23 protein-coding genes are annotated in these 25,430 nt (G+C 71.6%); 16 read left to right on the top strand and 7 right to left on the bottom strand.

Annotation, left to right across the window (positions count from 1 at the left end; all coding sequences use genetic code 11):
- Positions 1–228: 228 nt before the first annotated feature.
- On the top strand, positions 229–963 hold the full coding sequence (locus tag ACZ4TO_RS09820) for a hypothetical protein (RefSeq protein ID WP_468023918.1): 735 nt from the start codon (positions 229–231) through the stop codon (positions 961–963).
- Here ACZ4TO_RS09820 and ACZ4TO_RS09815 read toward each other — a convergent pair.
- Positions 884–1,738, bottom strand: coding sequence for a DUF4184 family protein (locus tag ACZ4TO_RS09815; RefSeq protein ID WP_468023917.1), 855 nt, complete (start codon positions 1,736–1,738; stop codon positions 884–886). The genes ACZ4TO_RS09820 and ACZ4TO_RS09815 overlap by 80 nt on opposite strands.
- 243 nt (positions 1,739–1,981) lie before the next feature.
- Between ACZ4TO_RS09815 and ACZ4TO_RS09810 the strand changes: the two genes are divergently transcribed.
- The 3 genes from ACZ4TO_RS09810 to pgfA all read left to right on the top strand — a co-directional run bounded on the left by ACZ4TO_RS09810 (position 1,982) and on the right by pgfA (position 5,032).
- Complete coding sequence (locus ACZ4TO_RS09810; protein ID WP_468023916.1) at positions 1,982–3,712, top strand: lytic transglycosylase domain-containing protein; 1,731 nt, start codon at positions 1,982–1,984, stop codon at positions 3,710–3,712.
- Between the two features lie 167 nt (positions 3,713–3,879).
- A complete protein-coding gene (locus tag ACZ4TO_RS09805) occupies positions 3,880–4,014 on the top strand; it encodes an SPW_0924 family protein (RefSeq protein ID WP_361695378.1) in 135 nt (44 codons plus the stop codon).
- A 25-nt stretch (positions 4,015–4,039) separates the two neighbouring features.
- A complete protein-coding gene (pgfA, locus tag ACZ4TO_RS09800) occupies positions 4,040–5,032 on the top strand; it encodes a cell envelope lipid trafficking protein PgfA (protein WP_468023915.1) in 993 nt (330 codons plus the stop codon).
- Here pgfA and ACZ4TO_RS09795 read toward each other — a convergent pair.
- Together ACZ4TO_RS09795 and ACZ4TO_RS09790 are read right to left on the bottom strand one after the other, a co-directional pair.
- Positions 5,022–7,760, bottom strand: coding sequence for an ATP-dependent RNA helicase (locus tag ACZ4TO_RS09795; RefSeq protein ID WP_468023914.1), 2,739 nt, complete (start codon positions 7,758–7,760; stop codon positions 5,022–5,024). The two genes, pgfA and ACZ4TO_RS09795, sit on opposite strands and share 11 nt — an antisense overlap.
- Before the next feature lie 36 nt (positions 7,761–7,796).
- A complete protein-coding gene (locus ACZ4TO_RS09790) occupies positions 7,797–8,657 on the bottom strand; it encodes a class I SAM-dependent methyltransferase (protein WP_385044222.1) in 861 nt (286 codons plus the stop codon).
- 320 nt (positions 8,658–8,977) lie between these two features.
- On the opposite strand from ACZ4TO_RS09790, the gene rpsA reads away from it, so the two are divergent.
- Positions 8,978–10,480 carry a 30S ribosomal protein S1 gene (rpsA, locus tag ACZ4TO_RS09785; RefSeq protein ID WP_382795739.1) on the top strand — a complete coding sequence of 501 codons (1,503 nt, stop codon included), beginning with the start codon at positions 8,978–8,980 and terminating at the stop codon, positions 10,478–10,480.
- 91 nt (positions 10,481–10,571) lie between these two features.
- On the opposite strand, the gene ACZ4TO_RS09780 is transcribed toward rpsA, so the two are convergent.
- Entirely contained in the window at positions 10,572–11,534 is a 963-nt protein-coding gene (locus tag ACZ4TO_RS09780; protein WP_382795742.1) for a right-handed parallel beta-helix repeat-containing protein, read from the bottom strand.
- A gap of 300 nt (positions 11,535–11,834) precedes the next feature.
- Between ACZ4TO_RS09780 and ACZ4TO_RS09775 the strand changes: the two genes are divergently transcribed.
- From ACZ4TO_RS09775 to ACZ4TO_RS09760, 4 genes are all read left to right on the top strand, one after another.
- On the top strand, positions 11,835–13,361 hold the full coding sequence (locus tag ACZ4TO_RS09775; RefSeq protein ID WP_385044363.1) for a flavin monoamine oxidase family protein: 1,527 nt from the start codon (positions 11,835–11,837) through the stop codon (positions 13,359–13,361).
- Positions 13,362–13,538: 177 nt separating this feature from the next.
- Positions 13,539–14,477, top strand: a complete 939-nt coding sequence (locus tag ACZ4TO_RS09770) for a PAC2 family protein (RefSeq protein WP_382795745.1) — start codon at positions 13,539–13,541, stop codon at positions 14,475–14,477.
- 77 nt (positions 14,478–14,554) lie between these two features.
- Positions 14,555–15,163 (top strand): dephospho-CoA kinase, encoded by a 609-nt coding sequence (gene coaE, locus ACZ4TO_RS09765; RefSeq protein ID WP_385044228.1) that lies wholly within the window; start codon positions 14,555–14,557, stop codon positions 15,161–15,163.
- A 50-nt stretch (positions 15,164–15,213) separates the two neighbouring features.
- Entirely contained in the window at positions 15,214–15,594 is a 381-nt protein-coding gene (locus tag ACZ4TO_RS09760; RefSeq protein ID WP_382795751.1) for a tetratricopeptide repeat protein, read from the top strand.
- Positions 15,595–15,702: 108 nt separating this feature from the next.
- Here the strand turns inward: ACZ4TO_RS09760 and ACZ4TO_RS09755 are convergent, their stop codons facing one another.
- Positions 15,703–16,014 carry a DUF6343 family protein gene (locus ACZ4TO_RS09755; protein ID WP_382795754.1) on the bottom strand — a complete coding sequence of 104 codons (312 nt, stop codon included), beginning with the start codon at positions 16,012–16,014 and terminating at the stop codon, positions 15,703–15,705.
- 92 nt (positions 16,015–16,106) lie between these two features.
- Here ACZ4TO_RS09755 and ACZ4TO_RS09750 point away from each other — a divergent pair, with 92 nt between their 5' ends.
- The 3 genes from ACZ4TO_RS09750 (at position 16,107) to ACZ4TO_RS09740 (ending at position 18,692) form a co-directional block, all read left to right on the top strand.
- A complete protein-coding gene (locus ACZ4TO_RS09750; protein WP_468023913.1) occupies positions 16,107–17,093 on the top strand; it encodes an acyltransferase domain-containing protein in 987 nt (328 codons plus the stop codon).
- A 127-nt stretch (positions 17,094–17,220) separates the two neighbouring features.
- Positions 17,221–17,898 (top strand): class I SAM-dependent methyltransferase, encoded by a 678-nt coding sequence (locus tag ACZ4TO_RS09745; protein ID WP_468023912.1) that lies wholly within the window; start codon positions 17,221–17,223, stop codon positions 17,896–17,898.
- Positions 17,899–18,242: 344 nt separating this feature from the next.
- Positions 18,243–18,692 carry a DoxX family protein gene (locus ACZ4TO_RS09740; protein ID WP_382795762.1) on the top strand — a complete coding sequence of 150 codons (450 nt, stop codon included), beginning with the start codon at positions 18,243–18,245 and terminating at the stop codon, positions 18,690–18,692.
- Between the two features lie 215 nt (positions 18,693–18,907).
- Here the strand turns inward: ACZ4TO_RS09740 and ACZ4TO_RS09735 are convergent, their stop codons facing one another.
- Positions 18,908–19,681 (bottom strand): RNA-binding S4 domain-containing protein, encoded by a 774-nt coding sequence (locus tag ACZ4TO_RS09735; protein WP_468024357.1) that lies wholly within the window; start codon positions 19,679–19,681, stop codon positions 18,908–18,910.
- 266 nt (positions 19,682–19,947) lie between these two features.
- Here ACZ4TO_RS09735 and ACZ4TO_RS09730 point away from each other — a divergent pair, with 266 nt between their 5' ends.
- From ACZ4TO_RS09730 to ACZ4TO_RS09720, 3 genes are all read left to right on the top strand, one after another.
- Positions 19,948–21,306: a M20/M25/M40 family metallo-hydrolase gene (locus tag ACZ4TO_RS09730; protein WP_382795764.1), complete on the top strand. Its 1,359-nt coding sequence runs from the start codon at positions 19,948–19,950 to the stop codon at positions 21,304–21,306.
- 19 nt (positions 21,307–21,325) lie between these two features.
- The gene (locus ACZ4TO_RS09725) at positions 21,326–22,858 is read left to right on the top strand and encodes a YfcC family protein (protein ID WP_382795767.1); all 1,533 of its coding nucleotides are present in this window, start codon (positions 21,326–21,328) and stop codon (positions 22,856–22,858) included.
- Between the two features lie 65 nt (positions 22,859–22,923).
- On the top strand, positions 22,924–23,886 hold the full coding sequence (locus ACZ4TO_RS09720) for a uracil-DNA glycosylase (protein WP_468023911.1): 963 nt from the start codon (positions 22,924–22,926) through the stop codon (positions 23,884–23,886).
- 14 nt (positions 23,887–23,900) lie between these two features.
- Here ACZ4TO_RS09720 and ACZ4TO_RS09715 read toward each other — a convergent pair whose 3' ends face one another.
- Complete coding sequence (locus tag ACZ4TO_RS09715; protein WP_468023910.1) at positions 23,901–24,338, bottom strand: RidA family protein; 438 nt, start codon at positions 24,336–24,338, stop codon at positions 23,901–23,903.
- Positions 24,339–24,495: 157 nt separating this feature from the next.
- Here ACZ4TO_RS09715 and ACZ4TO_RS09710 point away from each other — a divergent pair, with 157 nt between their 5' ends.
- Entirely contained in the window at positions 24,496–25,233 is a 738-nt protein-coding gene (locus ACZ4TO_RS09710; protein WP_382795773.1) for a DUF7873 family protein, read from the top strand.
- Positions 25,234–25,430 lie beyond the last annotated feature (197 nt).

Below are 25,430 nucleotides of genomic sequence, written 5' to 3'. Positions count from 1 at the left end.
CGGCCAGATGCCCGATTTGTTCTTCTTGGGGGCGGGCGTGCTGAAGCCCCCCCCCCCCCCCCCCCCCCCGTCCCTCGGGCGTCTCCGGCCTTGGCGCGGGCGGGCTCGGGGTGCCTGCCCGGGCGGCTCGGCATGGGCGTGCGGGCGGCTCGGGCGCCGGCGTGGGCTCGTCACTCGCGTGGCTCTCACAGGGAGCCCCGGGGCGGAGGGCGACGTAAGGATGCGGGCATGGGTATACGCACGCTGCACCGCCGTACGGCCATGGCCACGACCCTGGTGGTGGCGACCGCGACGGTGGCCGCGGCCGTCGTCCCGGTGCTGCTCGCGCCGGTGCCCGCGGTCGCGGCCGGAGCGGGCACCGCCCAGCTCCTGGGGTCGGGCGGTGCCTCCCTGGAGGAGGATTTCGGGGCCCGGCTGTCCCGTGATCTCCAGGCGGCACTGTCGGCGCGTCCGGGCACGGTCCTGGTGTCGGTCCGCGACGACGACGCAGGCGGCCGTGGCCCCGGCACGGCCGGCGACCGGTCGTGGCGGTGGCCGGCGGTGGTGTCCGGCTCCCGCGCGTTCCTGAGGGCCGGCGCGCGGCGCCTGCGGGAGTTCACCCGGCTCCCTGACGGCCGGCCTCGCCGCGCGTTCCCCGACCTGACGCGCGCTGTGGGGGCGCACATCTCGACCGGCCTGCTGCCCCGGGCCGCGAACGGCGGCCGGGTCCACGGCATCGGTTCCTTCACCGGCCCGGCCCGCAGCTACCGGGTCATCGTCCTGTCGTACGACCATCCGACGACGCCGTACCGCGCCCGTGTCGTCGAGCGGATCGCCCGAGCCGTGCACCGGGGACTTCACTGGGGGCGCGGGCTGCTCGGGGGTCTCTCGGCGGGCGGGGCGGTCAGCGGGCCGCGGGCCGGCTCGGCTCCGTACGCGCCGCCTCGGGGCCGGGACGAGCCGGAGCGGGACGCCAGACCCTGACCGCCAGGACGTACAGGAACAGGCCGAGGACCAGTCCGGCGCCCCCGCCGAAGCACAGCGGCGGAATGAGCTCCCACGGCTTCGCGACGGACTTCCAGTACGCCCACCAGCGCACCGCCCGCTGCACCGCCGCCGCCAGCGCGAGGCCGCCGATCACCGTCGCGGCCAGCCACCGGTCGGCGGTGGACAGGACGGGCACGGCGACGACGGGGCCGTCCGGGGCACGGCGCAGCGCGCGCACCACCCACGTCACGATCACGACGGCCGCGACCGCCGAAGTGCCGTACTGGACGTACCAGTAGAGCGGCGAGCCCGCGAGGGTGTGGTCGAGGACGGGGAAGAGCTCCACGCCCCACCGGTCGTGATGGGTGAACGCGTCCCAGACGACATGCGTCAGCGCGCCGAGCACGGCGGAGGCGTACCAGCGCAGAACGGTCGGCGCGCACACCGGCTCACGCGCGGCCCCGCAGCGCAGAAGCCACGCCGTGCGCCCCTGTCGTGCCGTGGGCATCAAGGCCACCAGGGGTTCGCGCAGCACCAGCCAGGCACCCACCAGCACCCATGCGATGACCACATCGACCGTGAACACGCCGGTGAACGAGTGGGTGAAGGTGCCGAACTCCATCGCCCCGGGCACGACGCTCGCCGCGTAGTAGGTCATGTCGGGAGCGAAGGAACCCGCCACGAGAACGGCGGGAATCAGTCGCCCGCGGCCGTTTCCGTTCCCGCGGATCGCGGGCAGCACGGCGGCCGCGTGGCTGAGAGTGAAGGGCAAATCGTCCCCCTGCGTCTCCTGTTGACCGGCTATGCTCCGCCGGTTGATCACCGAAGGTCAGTATGCGGGACGACGGCTCATGGCCAACTGGTGAATATCGGGCGCGAACAGGTCTCTGGGCGACGGAAGTTGTCGTAGGGTCGCTTGGGTTGCCGTGCGGGGGAGCACGGCCGGAGACAGCGGCGGCGCAGGACTGAGAGGCGACGGGGTCACACCGGTCGTCCGTAGGAGGGGTTTCACTCGATGGCGGCGCAATTCGGCAGGAGGCTGCGCAAGGGCGCGGCAACCACCGCTGTGGCCGCGCTCGCGGTCGCGGCTCTGTCCGCCTCCCAGGGCCCGGGAGCGGTCACCGACGACCACGGCCGGCAGTCGGCGGGCGCCGATCTCGGCCTGGGCACCGGTGAGTCGGGCGACGGCGGCTCCGCGACCGGTAACGGGCGCTACTACACGGACCTTCCGCCGCTGCAGAGCCCCAACCCCGCGCCGACCACGGGAAGCGAGACGCCCGCCGCCACGGGCCCCGCCGAGGCGGGCATCCCCGCCACCGTGCTGGCCGCCTACAAGCAGGCCGAGGCGTCGCTGCGCGAGTCCAAGCCGACCTGCAACCTGCCCTGGCAGCTCCTCGCCGCCATCGGCAAGGTCGAGTCGGGCCAGGCCCGCGGCGGCCGTGTCGACGCGAAGGGCACGACGCTGTCGCCCATCCTCGGCCCGGTCCTGAACGGCTACGGATTCGCCAACATCAAGGACACCGACAACGGCGCGTACGACGGTGACAGCACCTTCGACCGCGCGGTCGGGCCCATGCAGTTCATCCCCTCCACCTGGGAGTGGGCGGGCCGCGACGGCAACGGCGACGGCAAGAAGGACCCGAACAACATCTACGACGCCGCCCTGGCGGCCGGGCACTACCTGTGCCGCTTCGACCACGACATGGCCGTCCAGGCGCAGATGAACGCGGCGATCCTCAGCTACAACAACTCGACGGCGTACCTCAACACCGTCCTGTCGTGGCTGGAGTACTACCGCAAGGGCACGCACGAGGTGCCGGACGGCACCGGCGCGCTGCCCTCGCACAACAGCGACGAGCCCGCCTCGCAGAGCCCCACTCCCACGGAGCCGTCCTCGCCGGGCACGCACGGCCCGGGCGGCGGCCCGTCGAGCCCCGCTCCGGAGCCGACCCCTCCCGCCACCCCGACCCCGCCGGCCACACAGCCCCCGACGACCCCGCCCACGTCCACGCCGACGCCCACCGAGACGGTGGACCACCTGACGAACGTGGGCGCGGGCAAGCTCACGGCGACCGCCGGGGACACGTTCGCGCAGAAGATCGCCGTGCGCACCGACGACAAGGCCGGCAAGGCCGTGGCGAAGGTCCGGGTCCGGTTCACCATCGTCGGCGACACCGACGCCACCTTCACCGGCGGCGAGAGCGTCGCCACCCAGGTCACCGACAAGCTCGGCATGGCCACCGCGCCCGCGCTCGTGGCCGGCGAGAAGACGGGCGACTTCACCGTCCGTGTCACCGTCGTGGGCCGCGTCGTGGCCGGCCTCGACTACACGGCGAGCGTCGCCGCGCGTCAGGCCGACGCCCTGGCCCGCACCACCGACACCGCGCTGACCTGCGTCCCGGGCGGCGAGTTCGCCGACCAGGTCGAGGTGAAGGCCACCTACAAGGGCGCCGTGGCGGACAAGGTCGCCGCGACCGCCACCCTGGTCAAGTCCGCCGACGACGCAGGCGAGAACGACAAGGGCCCCTACTTCAAGGACGCGGACGGCAAGCCCGTACGCACCCTCGGCGCCCTGACCACCGACGCGGACGGCCTGCTCAAGCTGCCGAAGCTGTACGCCGACGACACCACCGGCACCTTCCTGCTTCGCATCACCACCACCGGCGGAGCGACCCTGACCGTCGAACTGGCGGTGGCCGCCGCGCCCGCCACCGCCACCCCCACGGCCTCTCCCAGCGCCTCCTAGGACGCGGCCGCCACCGCGCGGCACCAGCCCGGCCTCCAGGGCGCCTCCCGGCTCACGCCGCGGGGGCGCCCTGATCCGTTGTGTGTCCGACGTGTTCTCATCTCGCCCCGCCGTTGCTACGGTGCCGGACCTGACGATGTATCAGCTCCTGGCCCCGGGAGGCCCGCATGCGTGCCCTCATCGCCGCCGCGACCGGTCTCGCCGCGGCACTCGCGCTGGTCCTGACCGTCACGGCCATGGGCTCGCCGGCCGGACACACCTCGCCGAAGCCGCTGCTCACCACCGTCCCCAAGCACCCCTGACGCACGCACCGGGAGGGCCGTCGAGATGCGCCGCAAGGCAAGCCTGATCCTGCTCGCGCTCGCCGTGTTCTTCGCGGCGCTGTCCCCGCTGCTGCGCTGGTACGCCTTCCCGCGCCTGGCCAAGATCCCCGCCGGCCAGTACCAGGACATGGTCCTGGAGGCGAAGGACGCGACCCTCCTCGACTACGGCACCATGACGGCCAAGAAGGTCTCCAAGGTCACCGTCGTCCAGACCCTCAAGGGCAACGTCGAGGCCTCCGAGAGGATCGAGCGGACCGCGGGCCGTGACGTCGTCGTCTGGGACTCCCTCTCCTACGTCCAGGGACCCGACGGGAAGATGGTCTCCAAGCTCCCCGAGCGCTACATCTTCGACGCGCACAGCCAGGAACCCGTCCACGCCACCGGCGAGTCCGTCGACGGCGACCCCGTCACCCGCCAGGGCATCGAGTTCAAGTGGCCCTTCAGGACCGAGAAACGCGACTACGAGTACTTCGACGCGCAGACCCGCACCTCGGCGCCCATCCACTACAAGCGCACCACGACCTTCAGGGGCGTCAAGGTCTACTACTTCGAGCAGACCATCCCCTGGACCAAGGTGCAGTTCCCCAAGGTCATGCCCGTCCAGGGCGTCACCCCCGAGTCCCTCGCCAAGACCGGCACCACCCGCTGGTACACCACCGTCCGCAAGTTCTGGGTGGAACCGGTCACCGGGGCACCCGTCTTCGGCGAGGAGATCCACAAGGAGGAACTGCGCGGCGGCACACTCCTCGGCGGCCGGGACAAGGTGACCGCCTTCTCCGGGGACGTGAAGATGCGCGAGGACTACATCCGGCACACCGTCGACCTCGTCAAGGCCAACCGCACCCTCGTCCTGATGATGACCTCGTACCTCCCCTGGGGCTTCCTGCTCCTGTGCGCGGCCCTGCTGTCGCTCTCGCTGTACCTGGAGGCCAGAGGCCGCAGGCCGGGCGAACCCGCCCCCGCCCCCGCCGCCGACCCCGAGCCCGTCAGCGCCTGAGCCGCGCGTTCGTGTGACGCGTCGCCTCGGCGGTCGCCGGGTCCTCGGGCCACGGGTGCTTGGGATAGCGGCCGCGCAGCTCGGCCCGGACACCCTTGTAGCCGTCCTTCCAGAACGACGCGAGATCGGCGGTCACCGCGGCGGGCCGCCCCGCCGGAGACAGGAGATGCACGAGTACGGGCACACCGGCCACCGCAGGAGACGCCTGGAGCCCGAACATCTCCTGCAGCTTCACGGCGAGCACCGGCTGCCCCGGATCGGTGTAGTCGACCCGGATCCTCGACCCGCTCGGCACCTCGATCCGCTCGGGCGCCAGCTCGTCCAGCCGGGCCGCCTCCCCGGTGGCCCAGGGCAGCAGCCGGTTCAGCGCCTGCCCGGCGTCGATCCGCGCCAGGTCCGCGCGCCGCCGCGCACGGCTCAGCTCCGGCTCCAGCCATTCACCCACGCGCGCGTGGAGGGCGTCCGCGGAGACGTCCGGCCACGGATCGCCGAGCCGCCGGCGCAGGAACGCGAGCCGCTGCCGCAGCACCTCGGCGTCCGCCGACCACCGCAGCAGACCGAAGCCCTCCTCCCGCAACCCTTCGAGCAGCGCCTCCCGTACGAGGCCGGGGTCCGCGTCGCGCAGCGGCCGCACCGCCAGCTCCACAGCTCCCAGCCGCTCCACCCGCCGCGCGACGACGTCGCCCCCGGCCCAGTGGACCTCCTCGCCCTCGTCGTACAGGCCGGCGGCGGCCCGCCGCGCCGTCGGTTCGTCGATCACCGCCGCGAGCCGCACGCGCGCGTGCCCGCTGCCGACGGGACGGTCGGCGACGGCGACCGCGAGCCAGGGAGCACCGCGCAGGACGGAACCCTCACCGGCCTCGGCGCGGGTCCCGCCGACCATGAGATGGGAGCCGCCCCGCAGAAGCGCGACCCGCTCGGGGAACGCCAGAGCGGCGACCAGCCCGACCACCCGATCGTCCCCGAGCTCAGGGCCCCCGGCACGCCCGCCCGGAGAAGAAGGAGAGGCGGGGGAGCCGGACGAGGTGGAGGAGACGGGGGAGGTGGAGGAGGAGCCGGGGGAAGGGGATCCCGAAGGGGACGCGGTCCCGGTGCCGGATGCGGAGGCCGAAGCCGAAGCGGCGGAGGTCGGAACGGAGACGGCGGCGGCCGGACCCGAGGAGTCAGAGGTGTCCGTGACGGCGCCGGAGGCCGTACCGGGGGAGACCGCGGTGTCCGAGACGGCGGGTGCCGACGAGCGCAGGCGGCGGGACTCGGCGCGCCAGCGGGCCGCGTAGGCGTCGCCGCCGCGCCGGGCGGTGCGCCAGGCCGCGGCCAGGTCGTCGCCGTACTCGCGCGGAGGCTCCTCGCTCAGCAGGGCGACCACGTCGGCGGCCCGGGCCGCGCCCACGAGCGGGGTCGCGTCCAGCAGAGCGCGCGCCAGCCGGGGGTGCAGGCCGAGGCGGGACATGCGCACACCGCGTTCCGTGGCCCGCCCCGCGGCGTCGACCGCGCCCACGGCCGCCAGGACGGTCCGCGCCGCCGCCATCGCACCTGCCGGCGGCGGATCCAGCAGGGCGAGCCCCGTCGCCCCGGGATCGCCCCAGCAGGCCGCCTGGAGCGCGAACGCCGTCAGGTCGGCCACCTTGATCTCGGGGTCCGGGAACCGGGTCAGACGTCCGTCCTCCGCCTCCGTCCAACAGCGGTAGACCGCGCCCGGCGCCTCACGGCCCGCGCGTCCCGCCCGCTGCCGGCCGGCCGCCTGCGAGGCCCGTACGGTCGCCAGGGCGCTCAGCCCGCGCGCGTGGTCGACCCTCGGCTCCCGCGCGAGCCCCGAGTCCACGACCACCCGCACTCCCGGAACGGTCAGCGACGACTCGGCGACCGAGGTCGCCAGGACGACCCGGCGCCGCGTACCGGCCGTGAGCACCGCGTCCTGCACGGCGGCCGGAGCCCGTCCGTGCACCTGAAGGACGTCGACGTCCCCGATGTCACCGAGTTGTCCGGCGACCCGCGCGATCTCCCCGACCCCGGGAAGGAAGCACAGGACGTCACCCGGGCGCTCGGCCAGCGCCCGCCGCACGGTGGACGCCACGTGCGTCAGCAGGGCCGGATCGACCCGCATCCCGTGCGGGGGCCGTACGGGGCGCGCGGGCGGCGCCCAGACCGTCTCGACCGGATACGAGACCCCCGCCGCCTCGACGACCGGCGCGTCGCCCAGGAGCCGGGCCCAGCCCCCGGCGTCCGTCGTCGCGGACGCGGCGACGAGCCGCAGTTCAGGACGGAGCGCGGCCCGCACGTCGAGCAGGAACGCGGCCACCGTGTCGGCGTCCAGGTGCCGCTCGTGACATTCGTCGAGCACGACCACGTCGACGCCCGCGAGCTCCTGGTCCCGCTGGAGCCGCTGGAGCAGGACCCCGGTCGTGACGACCTCCACGCGCGCGTGCGGGCCGACCACGCGTTCGCCGCGCACGGTGAAGCCGACGCTCTCCCCGACCTTCTCGCCCAGCAGCCACGCCATCCGCCGGGCGGCCGCCCGCGCGGCGATACGGCGCGGCTCGGCCACCACCACCCGGCGCGCCGGGCGCCCGTCGTCCAGAAGACCGGCCAGGGCCAGCGGCACCAGCGTCGTCTTGCCGGTGCCGGGCGGCGCCACCAGCACCGCGGCGCCGTGTCCCTCCAGGGCGTCGTCCACGGAGGGCAGGGCGCCGCGCACGGGCAGCGCGTCCAGGGCTTCGTAACGGATCACGACCCCAGTCTCGTACGAGCGCCGAACGGGCGTACGTCAGTCCCGTTCGCAGACGAAGATCGCCGTACCCGGGATGAGGTTCCCGCGCAGCGGGGACCAGCCGCCCCACTCCTGGGTGTTCCAGGCGGGCCACTCGGGCTCGACGACGTCCAGCAGGCGGAAGCCGCCGGCCACCACGTCACGCACCCGGTCGCCGAGCGTCCTGTGGTGCTCGACGTAGACCGCGCGGCCCTCCTCGTCCTGCTCCACGTACGGGGTGCGGTCGAAGTAGGACGCGGACACCGACAGGCCCTCGGGGCCCGGCTCGTCCGGGAACGCCCAGCGGACCGGGTGGGTGACGGAGAAGACGAACCGGCCGCCGGGGCGCAGCACGCGGTGGATCTCCCTCAGCACCAGCACAGGGTCGGCGACGAAGGGCAGCGCGCCGTACGCCGAGCACGCGAGGTCGAAGGAGCCGTCCGCGAAGGGCAGCGCGCTCGCGTCCGCCTCCACGAGGGGGACGGAGCCCCCGATGCGCAGCGCGTGCTGGAGCTGGCGGTGGGAGAGGTCGAGGGCCACGGGGCGGGCGCCCTGTCCGGCCAGCCAGCGCGAGCACTGGGCCGCGCCGGCGCCGATCTCCAGGACGTCCTTGTCCTTGAGGTCTTCGGCGGGGCCCAGCAGCTCGGCCTCCACCTCGTCGAGACCCTCGGGGCACCACACGAACCGGTCGTCGCCGAGGAACGTGCCGTGCTCGATCTGGTAGTCGTCCGCGTTCCGGTCCCACCAGCCCCGATTCGCCCGCGAACTCTCGATGAGGTCAGCGTCACGCCGGGTGGCTTCCGGTTCGAACGGTTCGGGCTCTTGGATGATCGGCTCCCTCGTCGTACTCTTCCGTCCAACCCGTCTCGGGCGTGTCACGACAGAGGCGTCCTACTGCCCGCGTGGCCTTGTGAGACAGGTCTTGTGCCGGGATTGCGGCGATCCGCCCCGGGTGTGCGCCTTCGCGCATTGACCCTGCCCGGCTGCCCCCGTATGCTACAAGTTGCGCTGCGGGCCTGCGCTCCTCAGACATAGCAGGCTGTGCTCGCATCTGTATGTATGTCCCCTCGGTTTTCGAGGCGCCTTCCGGCTTGGCCGGGTCGGGCGCTTCCTTGGCTGTCCGGCTTCTACAGGGCGAAACGGGCTCCCGGCGTAAGCAGTACCTACGACTCACTGTCCGTACCGGAGCCCTTTCCCACATGACGAGCAGCACCGAGACCACCGCCACCACCCCGCAGGTTGCGGTCAACGACATCGGTAACGAGGAAGCTTTCCTCGCCGCGATCGACGAGACGATCAAGTACTTCAACGACGGCGACATCGTCGACGGCGTCATCGTGAAGGTCGACCGGGACGAGGTCCTGCTCGACATCGGTTACAAGACCGAAGGTGTCATCCCGAGCCGCGAGCTCTCGATCAAGCACGACGTCGACCCGAACGAGGTCGTCAAGGTCGGCGACGAGATCGAGGCCCTGGTCCTCCAGAAGGAGGACAAGGAAGGCCGCCTGATCCTCTCGAAGAAGCGCGCCCAGTACGAGCGCGCCTGGGGCACCATCGAGAAGATCAAGGAAGAGGACGGCATCGTCACCGGCACCGTCATCGAGGTCGTCAAGGGTGGTCTCATCCTCGACATCGGCCTCCGTGGCTTCCTGCCGGCTTCCCTCGTCGAGATGCGCCGTGTCCGCGACCTCCAGCCCTACGTGGGCAAGGAGCTCGAGGCCAAGATCATCGAGCTGGACAAGAACCGCAACAACGTGGTCCTGTCCCGCCGCGCCTGGCTGGAGCAGACCCAGTCCGAGGTTCGCCAGACGTTCCTCACGACCCTCCAGAAGGGTCAGGTCCGCTCCGGCGTCGTCTCCTCGATCGTCAACTTCGGTGCCTTCGTGGACCTGGGTGGCGTCGACGGTCTGGTGCACGTCTCCGAGCTTTCCTGGAAGCACATCGACCACCCCTCCGAGGTTGTCGAGGTCGGCCAGGAAGTCACCGTCGAGGTCCTCGACGTCGACATGGACCGCGAGCGTGTCTCCCTGTCGCTCAAGGCGACGCAGGAAGACCCGTGGCAGCAGTTCGCCCGTACGCACCAGATCGGTCAGGTCGTCCCGGGTAAGGTCACCAAGCTCGTTCCGTTCGGTGCGTTCGTCCGCGTGGACGAGGGCATCGAGGGTCTGGTCCACATCTCCGAGCTGGCCGAGCGCCACGTGGAGATCCCGGAGCAGGTCGTCCAGGTCAACGACGAGATCTTCGTCAAGGTCATCGACATCGACCTCGAGCGTCGTCGCATCAGCCTCTCGCTGAAGCAGGCCAACGAGTCCTTCGGTGCCGACCCGGCCTCGGTCGAGTTCGACCCGACCCTGTACGGCATGGCCGCGTCGTACGACGACCAGGGCAACTACATCTACCCCGAGGGCTTCGACCCCGAGACCAACGACTGGCTCGAGGGCTTCGAATCCCAGCGTGAGGTGTGGGAGAACCAGTACGCCGAGGCGCAGCAGCGCTTCGAGCAGCACCAGGCTCAGGTCATCAAGTCCCGCGAGGCCGACGCGCAGGCCGAGGCTGAGGGTGCCAGCACCTCCAGCGCGGCTCCGGCTGCCTCCGGTGGCGGCGGTTCGTACTCCTCGGAGTCGGACGACAACTCCGGCGCCCTGGCGTCGGACGAGGCGCTCGCCGCCCTCCGCGAGAAGCTCGCCGGCGGCCAGAGCTGAAAGCTCACCGCTAGCAAGTAGCTGAAAGAAGTGGGCCCGCACCGATTCGGTGCGGGCCCACTTCCATGGGGGGTCGTTCTCCGGGAGAGGGTCAGGGCGTCACCGGGATGTTGGTGAGCCCCTTGCCGCCCGTCCTCGTGTTCGAGGCGTACACGGTGGTCCGGCAGTCGGTGCCGTAGTTGGTGACGTTGACCGCCAGTTGCTTGTCGCCCGAGGCGCCCCGCAGGTCGGAGGTGTTGCCCCGGAACACCGTGCCGCAGCCCCAGCCGGACTGCTGGGTGTGGGTCTCGTAGCCGTTGTTCGTCGTGGCCGTGCCCTTGTTGTTCTCCACGAGGACGTCGTTGCCCTTCACGTCGACCCAGGAGTCGTCGTAGTTGGCGCCGGTCAGGCCGCTGCCGTCGAAGGTGTTGCCGGTGATGCGCGCCCCCGTCGTGCCCTCCTTGATGTCGACGTTCTCGCCGCCCACGTCCGGTCCGATCGTGTTGCCGGTGATCTGGACGCGGTCGCTCCTGTCCGAGGTCCCGCCGGCCGAGCCCACGTACACGCCCTCGCCCATGCCGCGGCCGTCGTTGCCGGTGTCGTAGATCTTCGAGTTGCTGATCACGCCGTCCGTGCTGGAGTTGCGGAAGTGGACGCCCTCCATGTCGAGGCCGTGGACGGTGACCCTGTCGACGACGACACCCTTCGCCGAGTCGATCATGATGCCCTTCTGGCCGCCGGTGACGGTGAGGCCCTGCACCGTCCAGTACGAGGCGCCGTCGAGGTGCAGCCCGTAGCCGCCGCCCGCCGTGAGGACGGCCTTCGAGGAGCCGCTGAGGGTGATGCGGGAACCCGCGCCCGCGGCCTTCGTCGTCTTGAAGTTGCCGGTGTACGTGCCGTCCGCGAGGTGGATCGTGTCGCCGGGGGCGGCCGAGGCGAGGGCGGACTTCAACTGGGCGGCGGTGGATACCTCGATGACCTGCGCCGCGTTCGCCGTGAGGGCCGCCGCAGGCGCCACGACCGTGACCGCCGTCGCGCCGAGCAGGGGGATGAGAAGCGTGCGATGGATGCGCATGTGGGGGGGGTGACCTTCCCGTCGGTTCGCAAGAATTGTTCTTGTACATGAACTTCGGGTGCCCATCTGAACGTAGAGAGGTTGCGGGTACGCGTCAAGGTCTGGACCGGAGCGGTGTGCGGGGAGAGAAACGTGCCGGATACACGAGTAATTGCGTGGCCGTAACGGGCCGTTGCCAGGATCCCCGGGTCATTCAAGATCGTGAGGGGAGTCGAAGGCATGGCAGCACACGAGCGATCGACGGCGGCGAGCCGGCGGGCATTTCTGCGCAACGTCGGTCTGACCGGCGGCGCGGGCGCGATGTTCGCCACCATGGGGGCCCTCGGCCTTGCGCCCACCGCGCAGGCCGCCCAGCGCGAACACCCCTTCCGCGCACCGAAGCCGGGCGATTTCACGCTCTCCGGGAAAGGGGCCGCGAAGGTCGTGATCGTAGGCGGCGGCATCGCGGGTCTCGCCTCCGCCTACGAGCTCGGCAAGGCGGGCTACGACTGTACGGTCCTGGAGGCGAGAGACCGCACCGGCGGCCGCAACTTCACCGTGCGCGGCGGTGACAGGACCACCGACCTGTACGGCAACACGCAGACGGCCCGCTTCAGCGAGGGCCAGTACATGAACGCGGGTCCGGCCCGCCTCCCGCAGTGGATGGTCACCCTCGACTACTGCCGGGAGCTCGGCGTCCCCGTCGAGGTGTTCACGAATACGAACGCCGACGCGTACATGTACAACGAGTCGGCCGGTATGACCAGGCCGATGCGCCACCGGACCGCGAAGGCCGATGTCTACGGCTACGTCTCCGAGTTGCTGGCCAAGGCCACCGACAAGGGCGCCCTGGACAAGGAACTGACAGCCGCCGACCAGGAGAGGCTCGTCGAGTTCCTCAAGGACTTCGGCGAACTCGGCGACAAGCTCACCTACGAGGGAGGTCCGCGCCGCGGCTACACCACCGTCCCCGCCGCCGCCGGGACCCCGGGCGTGCTCCTCGGCGACGTCCCGAGCGCATCCGAGGTCTTCGCCTCCGGAGTCGGCCGCTACTTCTCCTTCGAGTTCGAATTCGACCAGGCGATGCTGATGTTCCAGCCGGTCGGCGGCATGGACCAGATACCCAAGGCGCTCACCAGGGCCATCGGGGCCCACCGCATCCGTACCGGAGCGGCGGTCTCCCGGATCACCGACAAGGGAAACGGCGTCACCGTCACGTACACCCAGGGCGGCCGCACCAGGACCCTGGACGCCGACTTCTGCATCGGCGCCCTGCCGCCCAACATCCTCGCCAAGATCCCGCACAACCTCGGCTCCGGAGTCCAGAGCGCCCTGGAGGCGATCACCCCGCAGTCCGCGGGCAAGATCGGCCTCGAATACCGGTCCCGCTGGTGGGAGCTGGACCACCGGATCTACGGCGGCATCACCGAGACCGACATGGACGTCACCCACATCTGGCACCCCTCGTACGGCTTCCACGGCCGACGCGGAGTCATGATCGGCTACTACAACTACGGCTCCGACGCGGACTCGTACGCGAAGCTCACCCCCAAGGAGCGCGAGAAGCGCGCGGTGGCCGCCGGCGTGAAGATCTACGGCGAGAAGTACCGCACCGAACTCGACTCGTCCTTCTCCCACCACTGGCGCCAGACGCCGCACCTCGAAGGAGCCTGGCACAACACTCCCGGCGGGCCCGACGACGTCCGCTACAAGCCCCTGAACCGGCCCACCGGGCGGGTCTACTTCGCGGGCGACTGGCTCAGCTACGCCGACGCCTGGCAGCACGGCGCCTTCACGTCGGCCCGCAACGCCGTCACCGCGCTCCACGCACGCGTGCTGTCCTCGTAACGCCCGTGTGCTGTGCTGGCGGCGGTCCGCCGAGGGTGCCCTCACCCTCCCCTGAACGCCTCCCGCCGCCGGCGGCGGCCGACGGACCGGTATGAGGCGGTGGTGCGGAGCACGGGACGGGAATGTCCGTGCTCCGCACCACGTTGTGCGTTACGAACACGAGGAGGAGCGGTCACAGTGCTTGATCCGCAGGGTTTGTACGCATGGGAGCCGAAGGGGCTGGCCGTGGTCGACATGGCGCTCGCCCAGGAGTCGGCCGGTCTTGTCATGCTCTACCACTTCGACGGATACATCGACGCGGGCGAGACCGGCGAGCAGATCGTCGACCGGGTGCTCGACTCGCTGCCCCACCAGGTCGTGGCCCGTTTCGACCACGACCGGCTCGTGGACTACCGCGCCCGCCGTCCGCTGCTGACGTTCAAGCGCGACCGCTGGGCCGACTACGAGGAGCCGACCCTGGAGGTACGGCTCGTCCAGGACGCCACCGGCGCGCCCTTCCTGCTGCTGTCGGGCCCCGAGCCGGACACCGAGTGGGAGCGCTTCGCCGCCGCCGTCCAGCAGATCGTGGAACGGCTCGGGGTCCGCCTCCTGGTCAACTTCCACGGCATCCCCATGGGCGTCCCGCACACCCGCCCGGTGGGCCTCACCCCGCACGGCAACCGCACCGACCTGGTACCCGGCCACCGCAGCCCCTTCGACGAGGCGCAGGTCCCCGGAAGCGCCGAGTCGCTCATCGAGTACCGCCTCATGGAGGCCGGCCACGACGTCCTCGGTGTCGCCGCCCATGTGCCGCACTACATCGCACGCTCCGCTTACCCGGACGCGGCGCTGACCGTCCTGGAGTCCATCACGGCCGCGACCGGCCTGGTCCTTCCCGGGATAGCGCACGCCCTGCGGACCGAGGCGCACCGCACCCAGACCGAGATCGACCGCCAGATCCAGGAAGGCGACGAGGAACTCGTCGCGCTCGTCCAGGGCCTTGAGCACCAGTACGACGCCGCCGCGGGCGCCGAGAGCCGCGGCAACATGCTCGCGGAACCGGTGGACATCCCCTCGGCGGACGAGATCGGCCAGGAGTTCGAGCGGTTCCTGGCGGAACGCGAAGGCGAGGCCTGACCCCTCCTCACCGGACCTGGGAGCTCGCGGGCTCCCGGCCGGAGGGGTTGTCGGTGGCAGGGCCTAAGCTGCGAGGCATGCTGAAGGTGGGCCTGACCGGTGGTATCGGCGCCGGCAAGAGCGAAGTGTCGCGGCTGCTCGTCGAGCACGGCGCGGTGCTGATCGACGCGGACAGGATCGCGCGGGAGGTCGTCGCGCCCGGAACTCCCGGGCTGGCGGCGGTCGTCGACGCCTTCGGCGAGGACGTCCTCTCCGCCGACGGCGCCCTGGACCGGCCCAGGCTCGGCTCGATCGTCTTCGCCGACCCGCAGAAGCTCGCCGTCCTGAACGCGATCGTGCACCCCCTGGTCGGCGCCCGTTCGCGCGACCTGGAGGAGGCCGCCCCCAAGGACGCAGTCGTCGTCCACGACGTGCCCCTGCTCGCGGAGAACGGCCTGGCCGCGCTGTACGACCTCGTGATCGTCGTCGACGCCCGCCCCGAGACCCAGCTCGACCGCCTCGTCCGCCTGCGCGGCATGACCGAGGAGGACGCCCGCGCCCGCATGGCCGCGCAGGCGTCGCGCGACAAGCGTCTGGCGATCGCGGACATCGTCATCGACAACGACGTGCCCCTGGACGCGCTGGAGCGCCGCGTGGCGGACGTATGGGCCGATCTCACCCACAGGGCCCGCACGCCCCAGGAATAGGGCCCCTCCCGAGGGGCGTTGAACCCTTGCAGCGAGGGAAGGACTCTGCCGTGCCCGAGACCAGCGGATCGATCGGACGAACTCCCGAGACGCACGTCATCGACTTCCGCGCCGCCGAGCAACTGCTCGCCGCGCGCGACCCGAGGGGTGCGGTGAAGCTGCTCGACCCCGTCATCGCCGCCCACCCGGAGAACACGGCGGCCCGGCTGCTGCGCGCGCGTGCCTTCTTCGCCGCCGCGCAACTGCGGCCCGCCGAGCTGGAGTTCACCATCGTCCTGGAGCGCGAGCCGGACAACGCGTTCGCGCATTTCGCGCTCGCCCGCACCTACGAGCGCCAGCGGCGCCCCGAGCAGGCGAAGCGGCACTTCAGACTGGCGGCCGCGCTCGACCCGAAGCCGCAGTATCTGCAAGCCGCACGGTTCGACCTGTAGCGGCGGCTCGCCGGGCGCCGTACCTCGCGGGGCGCTACAGGGATCGTGTGAGAGGACGGGGCCTCGACGGCCGGGGACCAGAGGTCTGAGGATCTCGACGGCCGCGCATCAAGGGTGTGACGGTCTCGACGGCCGGGGGCGCTCCGGCGGACGGTAGGCGCGCCGGTCGTCCACGGGCTCGTACGGCGGGACGTCACGCCCCGGCTGGTAGTGCGGGCCCTGCCTGATGTGCCGAAGGATCATGGTCATGTCGACCGTGACGACCACCCACAGCGCGGCGCACGCCGCGGCCCAGCCCGGCCGCCCGACCAGGATGAACGCGACCGTCCCGAAAATGGCCCAGATCAGGCCCCAGACGCTCAGGCACAAGCGCATCCGCAGAGCACTGCGCGCTGTCACCGGTTCACTGCCCGTACGCATCAGGATCACCACTCCTACGAGGAAACGTACTCTTCGTGGTGCACGTTCACCAAGGGAGAGCGGTCGGACCACGGCCGCCGGGGGAGGCGACGGTGCTGCTGACAGCGCTGCGGGCGGACGCGAGGACCGCCGAGTGGCTCAGGGACCTGGAGAGCGAGTCCTCCGGCCTGCGCGAAGCCGCGCTCCCGGACGCCGACGAGCTGCCCGACATCCTGCTCGACCTGTCCGTGCCCCACGAACACATCAACGAACTCGTCGCACTGCGCGCCCGGTTGGCCGGCGACCCCGAGGCCATGACCCTCCTCGCGCGCTGCGTCACCCGCTTCGTGCGGGACATGGGAGACATAGGGAAGGGCTGGGAGCCCCCCGCCTTCCCCGAGACGACGGGACTTCTCGGACGCTGCTTCCACCTGTACGTCTTCATCGCCGCGCTTCCCTTCGTCCGCGCCCATCACCGGGAGCGCGGAGTGCCCGAGGACGTGTCGCGGCGCACGCTCGCCGACCTCGGCCGTCATGTGTCCGTGCACCACAGACGAGCGGGCGGCCCCGGACTGCTGTTCCCCTGGTGGATCGCCCTGCACTTCCACGGCGAGCTGTTCCAGCTCGGCCGGCTCCAGTTCCAGCGGGCCCTGCTGGGGCGGCGCACGGCCGAGGCCGCCGAGGCGGCGGGGTGGGCCCTGGAACCCGGCACGCCGTGTCTGAGCCTGCACATCACCGACTTCCGCGGCCCGCTCTCCCCGGCCGCCTGCGACCGTTCGCTCGACGCGGCGCGGGACTTCTTCGCCCGCCACTACCCCGAGGAGCGCCACGGGATCGCCGTCTGCGACTCCTGGCTGCTCGACCCGCAGCTCAAGCGGTATCTGCCGGCCGACTCCAACATCATCCGCTTCCAGGACCGCTTCCACCTGGTCCCGGAAGACAGGATCCCGGACGACACGATGCCCGTCGGCTTCGTCTTCGGCGACCCGGAGCTCCCGCTCGGCGAACTGCCGCGGCGCAACAGCGTCGAGCGCGCGGTGGTCGATCATCTGCACGGGGGCGGGCACTGGTACGGAGGGCGGGGCTGGTTCGCGCTGTAGCCGCCCGCAGCCGGGCCCGCCGGATCCGCCCTCTGACGCACGCCCCTGGAGCACATCACTCGAACGAGTGATGGGGGAGGGGAACGGGCTTGCGAAGGCCGTCCGTTGGACGGGCATGAGGATCGAAATGCGTCAGGGATACGAGGGCACGGGACCGGGTGCGATCACGCCGGACGGCTGCGCGGTCGAGCTCTACACCCGTCTGCCCGTCGGAACGGAACCGGACATCATCAACGCGGCCGTGCCCGCCGCCGCGCAGATCCTGGAGCTGGGCAGCGGGGTCGGGCGGATGACCCATCCGCTCCTGGAGCTCGGTTTCGCGGTCACGGCGGTGGACGAGTCCGCCGAGATGCTGGAGCACGTCCGAGGAGCGCGCCGGATACGCAGCAGCATCGAGGACCTCGACCTCGGTGAGACGTTCGACGTGGTGCTGCTGGCGTCGTTCCTGGTGCACGCCGGGGACGTCCGGGTGCGGCGGGCGCTCCTGGACACCTGCGCCCGCCATGTCGCCGACGACGGGTGCGTGTTGATCCAGCGCGAGGGCGAGAACTACCACACCGATGTGCCCCGCGAGCGCGCCGACCCTTCGGGCTTCGTCGTGCGCATCCTGTCCGCCGAGCCGATGGGGGACGGGGTCGACTCGGTGCGCGCGGAGTACACGTTCCCGGACGCCACGTGGACCCAGACGTTCCTGTCCCGCCCATTGACGAAGGACGCCTTCGAGGAGGCGCTGGCGGAGTCGGGACTCAAGGTCGACCGCTATCTGACGGACGACGGGATGTGGGTGAGGGCCGTGAAGGGGTGAGGGAGGGCGCCGAACGGCGAGATGGCCGGGGAGGGAGGGGTGGGCGATGGCTGTTGGGGGGCGAGATGGGCGGCGGAGGTGAGCTATGGCCATTGAGGGGGTGCGTGATGGCCGCTGGGGGTGAGCAACGGTCGTCGGAAGGTGAGTGGTGGCCGGCGGAGGTGAGTGGAGCCGGCGGAGGTGAGTGGAGCCGGCGGAGGTGAGTGGTGGCCGCCGGGGACGATGGTTGCCAGGGTGAGCGGTGGCCGGTCCGCGGAACAAATCCCGGCCGGGACCGATGAGTTCTCTGCCGTGCCCAGGTCTGACTCTGTGAAAGCAACCACCGCTTCCCACAGGAGACCACCGTGTCCGAGACCACCTTCCCCCTCACCACCACCCGCGCTGCCGTCACCCCCCGCTCCCGTGCGGCCCGGATCTCCCTGACCGCCCTGCAGGTCGTCCTCGGCCTCTTCTACGCGTTCGCGAGCGCCCTTCCCAAGCTGATCGCCCACCCGTCGGCGACGGAGGCGTTCGACAAGCTGGGCTGGGGCCACGGTGGCATGTACGTCATCGGCGCCCTCGAACTCGCCGGAGGCCTCGCCCTGTTGATCCCGCTGCTGGACTCGGTGGCCGCGGTGGCGCTCAGCGCGCTGATGGTCGGGGCGTTCATCGTCAACGTCACCGTCGTCCACGGCCCGTACGTGGCGACCCCGCTCATCCTGATGCTGCCGCTGGGGCTGATCGCCTGGGCCAGGCGCGGCCACACGACCGAACTGCTCCGTCTGGTACGGCGACGGGTGGGACGCCAGGCGTGACGGCGCTCCACGGACGCAGGGCTCCTCCGGGACCGGGGGAGCCCTCGACCGGCACGTCCGGGACCGGCCAGTCCCGGACGGGAATCCTGGCGAGGGCGAGGGCGAGGGCGAGGGCGAGGGCGAGGGCGAGGGCGAGGGCGAGGGCGAGGGACGGGGCGGGAGGGGAGGGCGGGGAGGGGGAGGGGCCCGGGGGAGGAAACGGTGGGGGAGCGAGCTCAGCGGCCGGAGGAGCCCTTGGACCCGGCCGTGCCCCTGGACCCGGACGAGCCCCTGGACCCGGCCCTGCCGTCGGCCCCGGCCGATCCCTCGGTTCCGTTCGCGCCCGAGGACCGTGTGCTGCCCTTGGCCCCGCCAGTGCCCGAGCCCCTGGCCGTGGTCTTGGTCGTGCCCTTGGACCCGGTGGAGCCCGTCGGGCCCGTGGAGGGGCCCGCGGTCCGGACGGGGCCGGACGAGCCCGTTTGCATGCCCCGCAGGCGTTCCATCTCGCGGCGGTCCCGCTTGGTCGGGCGCCCCGCGCCCCGGTCCCGGACACCCGCCGGGGCCACGGCCTCGCGCGGCGGAGGCGGTGGGCTGTTGTCGACGTAGCACTCGGCGGCGACGGGTGCTCCGACCCGCTTGCGGATCACACGCTTCACGATGACGACCCGTTCACGGCCCTCGTGCCAGACGCGTACCTCGTCGCCGACGCGGACGGAGTACGCCGGCTTGACGCGCTCCCCGTTGACCCGGACATGGCCGCCCTTGCAGGCTGTCGCACCGACCGAGCGGGTCTTGACGAGACGGACGGACCAGATCCAGGCGTCGACCCGCACGCTCTCGCCGCCGGCGGGCCCCGCGGCGACGGCGGCCTTGACGGCGGCAGCGTTCGCGGAGGCGGCCGGCGCATCGGCTTCGCGGTCTTCTCCGGAGTCGGTGCCAGAGCCGCTGGCTGAGTCGGCCCCGGAGTCGGATTCCGGGCCGTTCCAGGAGTCGGTTCCGGACGCGGTCAGGGAGTCGGTTCCGGAGGCCGTCCGGGACCCGGACCTCGAGCCGGACCCGCCGGCGGTCCGCCCGGAGTCCGCGCCGCGCTCGCCTTCGGTCCTCGCGTCCTTCATCTCCCCGTCAGCACCCTGAGAAGCCATGACCCGACTCTAATGCCCCCGGCCCGGGACACCGCATGCCTTTTCCGTCGCACGGACCACACCGGATGCGTGGCCCCCGGGGCGGGCGGAGGCTGTCGGTGAAGCCGTCCGGGGAACAGGAGAGGGGACCGAGGGTGACGACAGCAGCGAAGGTCGACGCGTTGATGGACGGCCTCCGCGCCGATCTGGAGCGCCTCGCCGCCATCCCCTCCGTCGCGTTCCCCGGATTCCCGCCCGAGCCGGTTCGAGAGGCCCACGACCTCCTCGTAGGCCTTCTGCGGGATACCGGCGTGGAGCGGGTCGAGAGCATCGATCTTCCCGGCACCGCCCCCGTGATCTTCGGGGAGATCCCGCCGCCGCACCCGGACGCGCCGACCGTCCTGCTCTACTCGCACTACGACGTCCAGCCCCCCGGTGACGAGAAGCTGTGGCTGTCGCCGCCCTTCGAGCCGACGCCCGTCGAGGGCGGTCTGCGGGCCCGCGGGATCGCGGACGACAAGTCCAACGTGATCGCTCACCTGGGGATGCTCCGGGCGTACGAGGGACGGCCGCCGGTCGGGGTGAAGATCGTCTTCGAGGGGCAGGAGGAGTACGGCAGCCCCTTCGACGACTATCCGCCGAGTGATCCCGAGCGGTTCGCGTGCGACGCGATGGTCATCGCCGACCTGGGCAATCTCCGCCCCGGCACCCCCACCCTGACCACCGCGCTGCGCGGTGCGGCCGAGGTCCAGATCGAGGTGCGCACGCTCGACGAGCCGCGGCACAGCGGGGAGTTCGGCGGTGCCGCGCCGGACGCCCTGATCGTGCTGCTGACCGCCCTGTCCACGCTGCACGACGTGCAGGGCGACGTGGCCGTGGCGGGGCTGCGCCGCGAGGAGTGGCGCGGAACGACGTACACCGAGGACGAGTTCCGCGAACTCGCCGGGGTTCGCGACGGGATCCCACTGATCGGCAGCGGGAGTCTCGGCGAACGGCTCTGGAGCGGGCCCGCGATCACGGTGATCGGCCTGGACGCCCCGAGCGTCGACCACGCGGCCTCCGCCGTCGTCCCCTACGCGCGTGCCAAGCTCAACCTCCGCTTCCATCCGCGTCAGGACGCGAAGGAGGCGCAGGCCGCGCTGGTCGATCATCTGCGCTCGCTGCGGCCCCTCGGCGTCCCGCTCACCGTCACCCCGGGCGACACGGGCCCCGGCTACCGGGCCTCGACCGGTGGCCCCGCCTACCGCGCCGCGCTCACCGCGCTGCGCGAGGCCTGGGGCGAGGAGGCCTCGTACATCGCGACCGGTGGTTCGATCCCGCTGGTCAACGGCCTCGCACGGGCCGCACCCGACGCCGAGGTGCTGCTCTTCGGGGCGCAGGACAGCATGTGCAATCTGCACGCCCCCAACGAGCGCGTCCTCTTCTCGGAGCTGCGCAACACGGTGGTGGCGATGTGCGCCTTCGTACGGGAGTACGCGGCCGGATTCCGCGCGGGAGCGGGGGAGAGCACGTGAGCGCGGACGGGACGGTCCGGTGACCACCCCGGCCGGCACCGAGGCGCCCGGCACCGAAGAACCGCCGCCCCAGCGCAAGTTCACGTTCCCCAGCGCGCTGACCGTCCTCGCGATCGTCACGATCGCCGTGTGGGCCCTGGCGTTCCTGATCCCGGCGGGGCAGTACGACCGCACGCCCGAGGGCCGGCCGATCCAGGGCACGTATCACCGCGTCGACTCCGGCCAGAGCTTCGTCGACCGCCTCAACGACCTCTTCCTGTCGCCCGTCAACGGCCTCTACGGGATCCTGGACGAGAAGACCGCGCAGGTTGGGCCGGACTTCGCCGGCGAACTGTACGGCAGCGCGGGCGTGTTCCTGTTCGTGCTCGCCATCGGGGCGTTCATCACGGTGGTGTTCGCGACGGGCGCGCTCGACCGGGGGATCGGCCTCCTCGCCCACCGGCTGAGGAACCGCGGCGCGCTGCTCATCGCGGGCATCATGCTGGTGTTCTCGGTGCTCGGCACGGTGGAGGGCTTCGCCGAGGAGACACTGGGGTTCTACGGGCTGATCGTGCCGTTGATGCTGGCGCTCGGCTACGACCGGATGGTGGCGGTCGGCACGATCATCCTCGGCGCCGGCATCGGGGTGCTGTGCTCGACGGTGAACCCGTTCGCCACGGGGGTGGCCTCGTCCGCCGCGGGCATCTCGCTCGGCGACGGCATCGTGCTGCGGTTCGTGATGTGGGTCGTGCTGACGGCGGTCACGATCGGGTACGTCATCCGCTACGCGCGCCGGGTGCAGCGGAGCCCCGACCGTTCGATCACCGGGTTCCTGCCCGGGGACCGCGAGCACGCCGAGGACGCGGCCGGCGAGGTTCCCGAGCTGACCGGGCTGCACAAGGCGGTCCTCGTCACCACGACGCTGGTCTTCGCCTTCATGATCTTCTCCGTCGTGCCGTGGTCGAGCGCGCTCACCGGCAAGGCGGACGCGCGGCCGTACGGGTTCGAGCTCGGCTGGTCCTTCCCCGAGCTCGCGGCGCTGTTCCTGTGCGCCGCGGTGCTGGTCGGGGTGGTGGCGCGGATGGGCGAGCAGAAGCTGAGCGCGACGATCGTCCAGGGCGCCGCGGACTTCATCTCGCCTGCGCTCGTGATCGTGCTGGCCCGCGGAGTCACCGTGATCATGAACAACTCGAAGATCACCGACACGGTTCTGCACTCCATCGAGGGCATCGTGGAGGGCACGTCCTCCAGCCTGTTCGCGATCATCGTCTTCATCGTGAACCTGCCGCTGGCCTTCCTCATCCCTTCCACCTCGGGCCACGCGACCCTCGCCATGCCGATCCTCGCCCCGCTCGCCGACTTCGCGGGCGTCTCCCGTGCCGTCGTCGTGACCGCCTGGCAGGCCGCGAGCGGCTGGATGAACCTCTGGGTCCCCACCACCGCCGTCACCATCGGAGGCGTCGCCCTGGCCAAGGTCGGCTACGACAAGTACCTCCGCTTCATCTGGCCCCTCCTCGCGATCCTCTTCCTGCTGATCTGCGGGTTCCTGGCGCTGGGCGCGGAGATGACCTAGCACCCGGCGACGTGGGGGTCCGCACGGCGGATCCGGCGTGGGCGGGCCGGTCGTACGGTGGTGGTGTGCACAGCAGCGCTCCGGCGGAGGACGCGGCCCGCTCCGCCGATCTCACCGTGCTCGACGAGCGGATCGCCGGCTGCCGGGCCTGCCCGCGGCTCGTCGCGTGGCGCGAGGAGGTGGCCGCGACCAAGCGTGCCGCGTTCACCGGCCAGTCGTACTGGGGGCGTCCGGTGCCCGGGTTCGGGCCGCCCGACGCGTCCCTTCTGATCATCGGACTCGCCCCCGCTGCGCACGGCGGCAACCGGACCGGCCGGATGTTCACCGGGGACCGGTCGGGCGACGTGCTGTACGCGGCGCTGCACGACGTCGGACTCGCCTCCCGGGGCACCTCGGTGAGCGTGGACGACGGACTGGAGCTGTACGGGGTCCGCGTCACCTCTCCGGTGCACTGCGCGCCACCCGCCAACAAGCCCACGCCCGAGGAGCGGGACACCTGCCGGCCCTGGCTCGTCAGGGAGCTGCGACTGCTGCGGCCCACGTTGCGCGCGGTGGTCGTCCTCGGGGCCTTCGGCTGGCAGGCCGCCCTGCCGGCCTTCGCGGAGGCGGGGTGGGCGGTGCCCCGACCGCGTCCGGCGTTCGCGCACGGGGCGCGGGTCACGCTCGTACGGCGTCCGGAACCGGACGAACCGGGGACCGGCGACGAGCAGCCCGCGTCGGCGACCGCTTCCGAGCCCGCCTCCGGTCCCGGTGCACATGGTTCCGGCCCCGCTTGCGACTCCGGTCCCGGTCCCGACTCCCGTCCGGGTCCCGACTCCGGTTCCGGTTCCGGTTCCGGTTCCGGTCTCGGCCCCGACGGTGCCGGCCCCAGCCCTGGCCTTGGCCTCGGCCCCGCTTCCGTCGAGCTCTTCGGGTGCTTCCACGTCAGCCAGCGGAACACCTTCACCGGGCGGCTCACACCGGAGATGCTGAGGCAGGTCCTGGCCATGGCGGCGGAGTCCGCGGGGCGGGCGACGCGCTCCCCGTAGGCACCGCGGGCGGGTCAGGCGTGTTCGGGGCCGCTCGCGGCCGACGGATCGGCGTCGGGGACGACGGCGGTCGCCGTGATCTCCACGAGCTGCCCGGTGTACCCGAGACAGACCACGCCGAGCAGGGTCGAGGAGTGCGGGCCGATGCTCAGTCCTGAAGCCTCGACGACGTTCCAGACCGCGGACAGCACCGCGGTCTCACCACTGACCACGTACACGTCGGTCGACACGACATGGGCCATGTCGCTTCCCACGGAACGCAGTTGTTCGTCGAGGTTGGCCAGCACCTGCTCGGCCTGACGCACGTGATCGCCCGGGCCGACCAGCTTCCCGTCGGCGTCGAGCGGTACGGACCCGGCGAGGAAGGCCAGTTTCGTCCCCGCCTCTACGACGGACGCGTGCGCGTAGACGGGCGGCGTGAAGAGGCTGGGAACGGTGACGCGCTGGACCATGGGGGCTCCCTGTGGACGGGGTCAGTCGGCGGGTGACGGACAACCTGCCGATGATGCGGGACCGACGCGGGCCCGCGCACCCGCATTACCGCCCCCGGCGTGGCGGGCGCGAAAAACCTTTCGGACGACTCCCGCACTCGCTGCTACGGTCACCGACGTGGCGAAACTCAATCAGATCATCGCAGTGGAGAAGGGCATCAAGTCCAAGTCCCACCAGGACCTGACGGCTGCTCATCATGGCCTGCAGAAGCCCGCGTTGCTCGCGGGCATCTCGCGGACGTACCAGCCGAAGGACGAGGAGGGCGAGCAGCTCCCGCCCGAGTCGACCCGGGTCCAGGTTCAGGCCGAGGACGTGCTGCGGGACACCGCGGCGACCCTGACGCGGCTGTTCGACGTGACCGCCACCAAGGACTGGGCCAACTGCACGGCGCGGGCCGACGTGGTGGTGGACGGTCGCGTGATCGTCGCCGAGGCGCCGGTGTCCTATCTGCTCTTCCTCGAGAAGCAGCTCACGGATCTCAACACCTTCGTCCGGAAGCTGCCCGTCCTCGACGCCTCCGAGTCCTGGGTGCGGGACCCGTCCACCGACGCCTGGAAGACGGAGCCGGTGCGGACCCTTCGTACGAAGAAGGTCCCGCGGAACCACGTCAAGGCCGAGGCCACCGAGAAGCACCCGGCCCAGGTCGAGGTGTACTACGAGGACATCCCCGTCGGCTACTGGACGACCGTCAAGTTCTCCGGGGCCCTGCCCGCGCGGCGCGTGAACGAACTCCTCGACCGGGTCGAGAAGCTGCAGCAGGCGGTCAAGTTCGCCCGCGAGGAGGCCAACGGCGTGGACGTCGTCGACCAGCGCGTCGGCGACGCTGTTTTCGGCTACCTGTTCGCACAGGGGTAGCCTCTGAACTCCCCGGCCACAACGCACCACGGCCGGGGTGCGCGAGGAGCGCAAGCTGAACCTGAGGCTTGTCGTGAATGCGCGGTTCCAGTGGAGGTTCGAGTCCTCCCCGCGGCACCAGAGAGCACTCCCGCCCAGGGAGCGCCACGCGCCGCGGTAGCCCAAGTCGGCAGAGGCAGACCGCGATCAATCTCAGA

This window comes from Streptomyces sp. NPDC028298 (genome assembly GCF_055565895.1).
The sequence above is the reverse complement of the archived record's forward strand: the minus strand, read 5'-3'. Positions and strand labels throughout refer to the sequence as shown.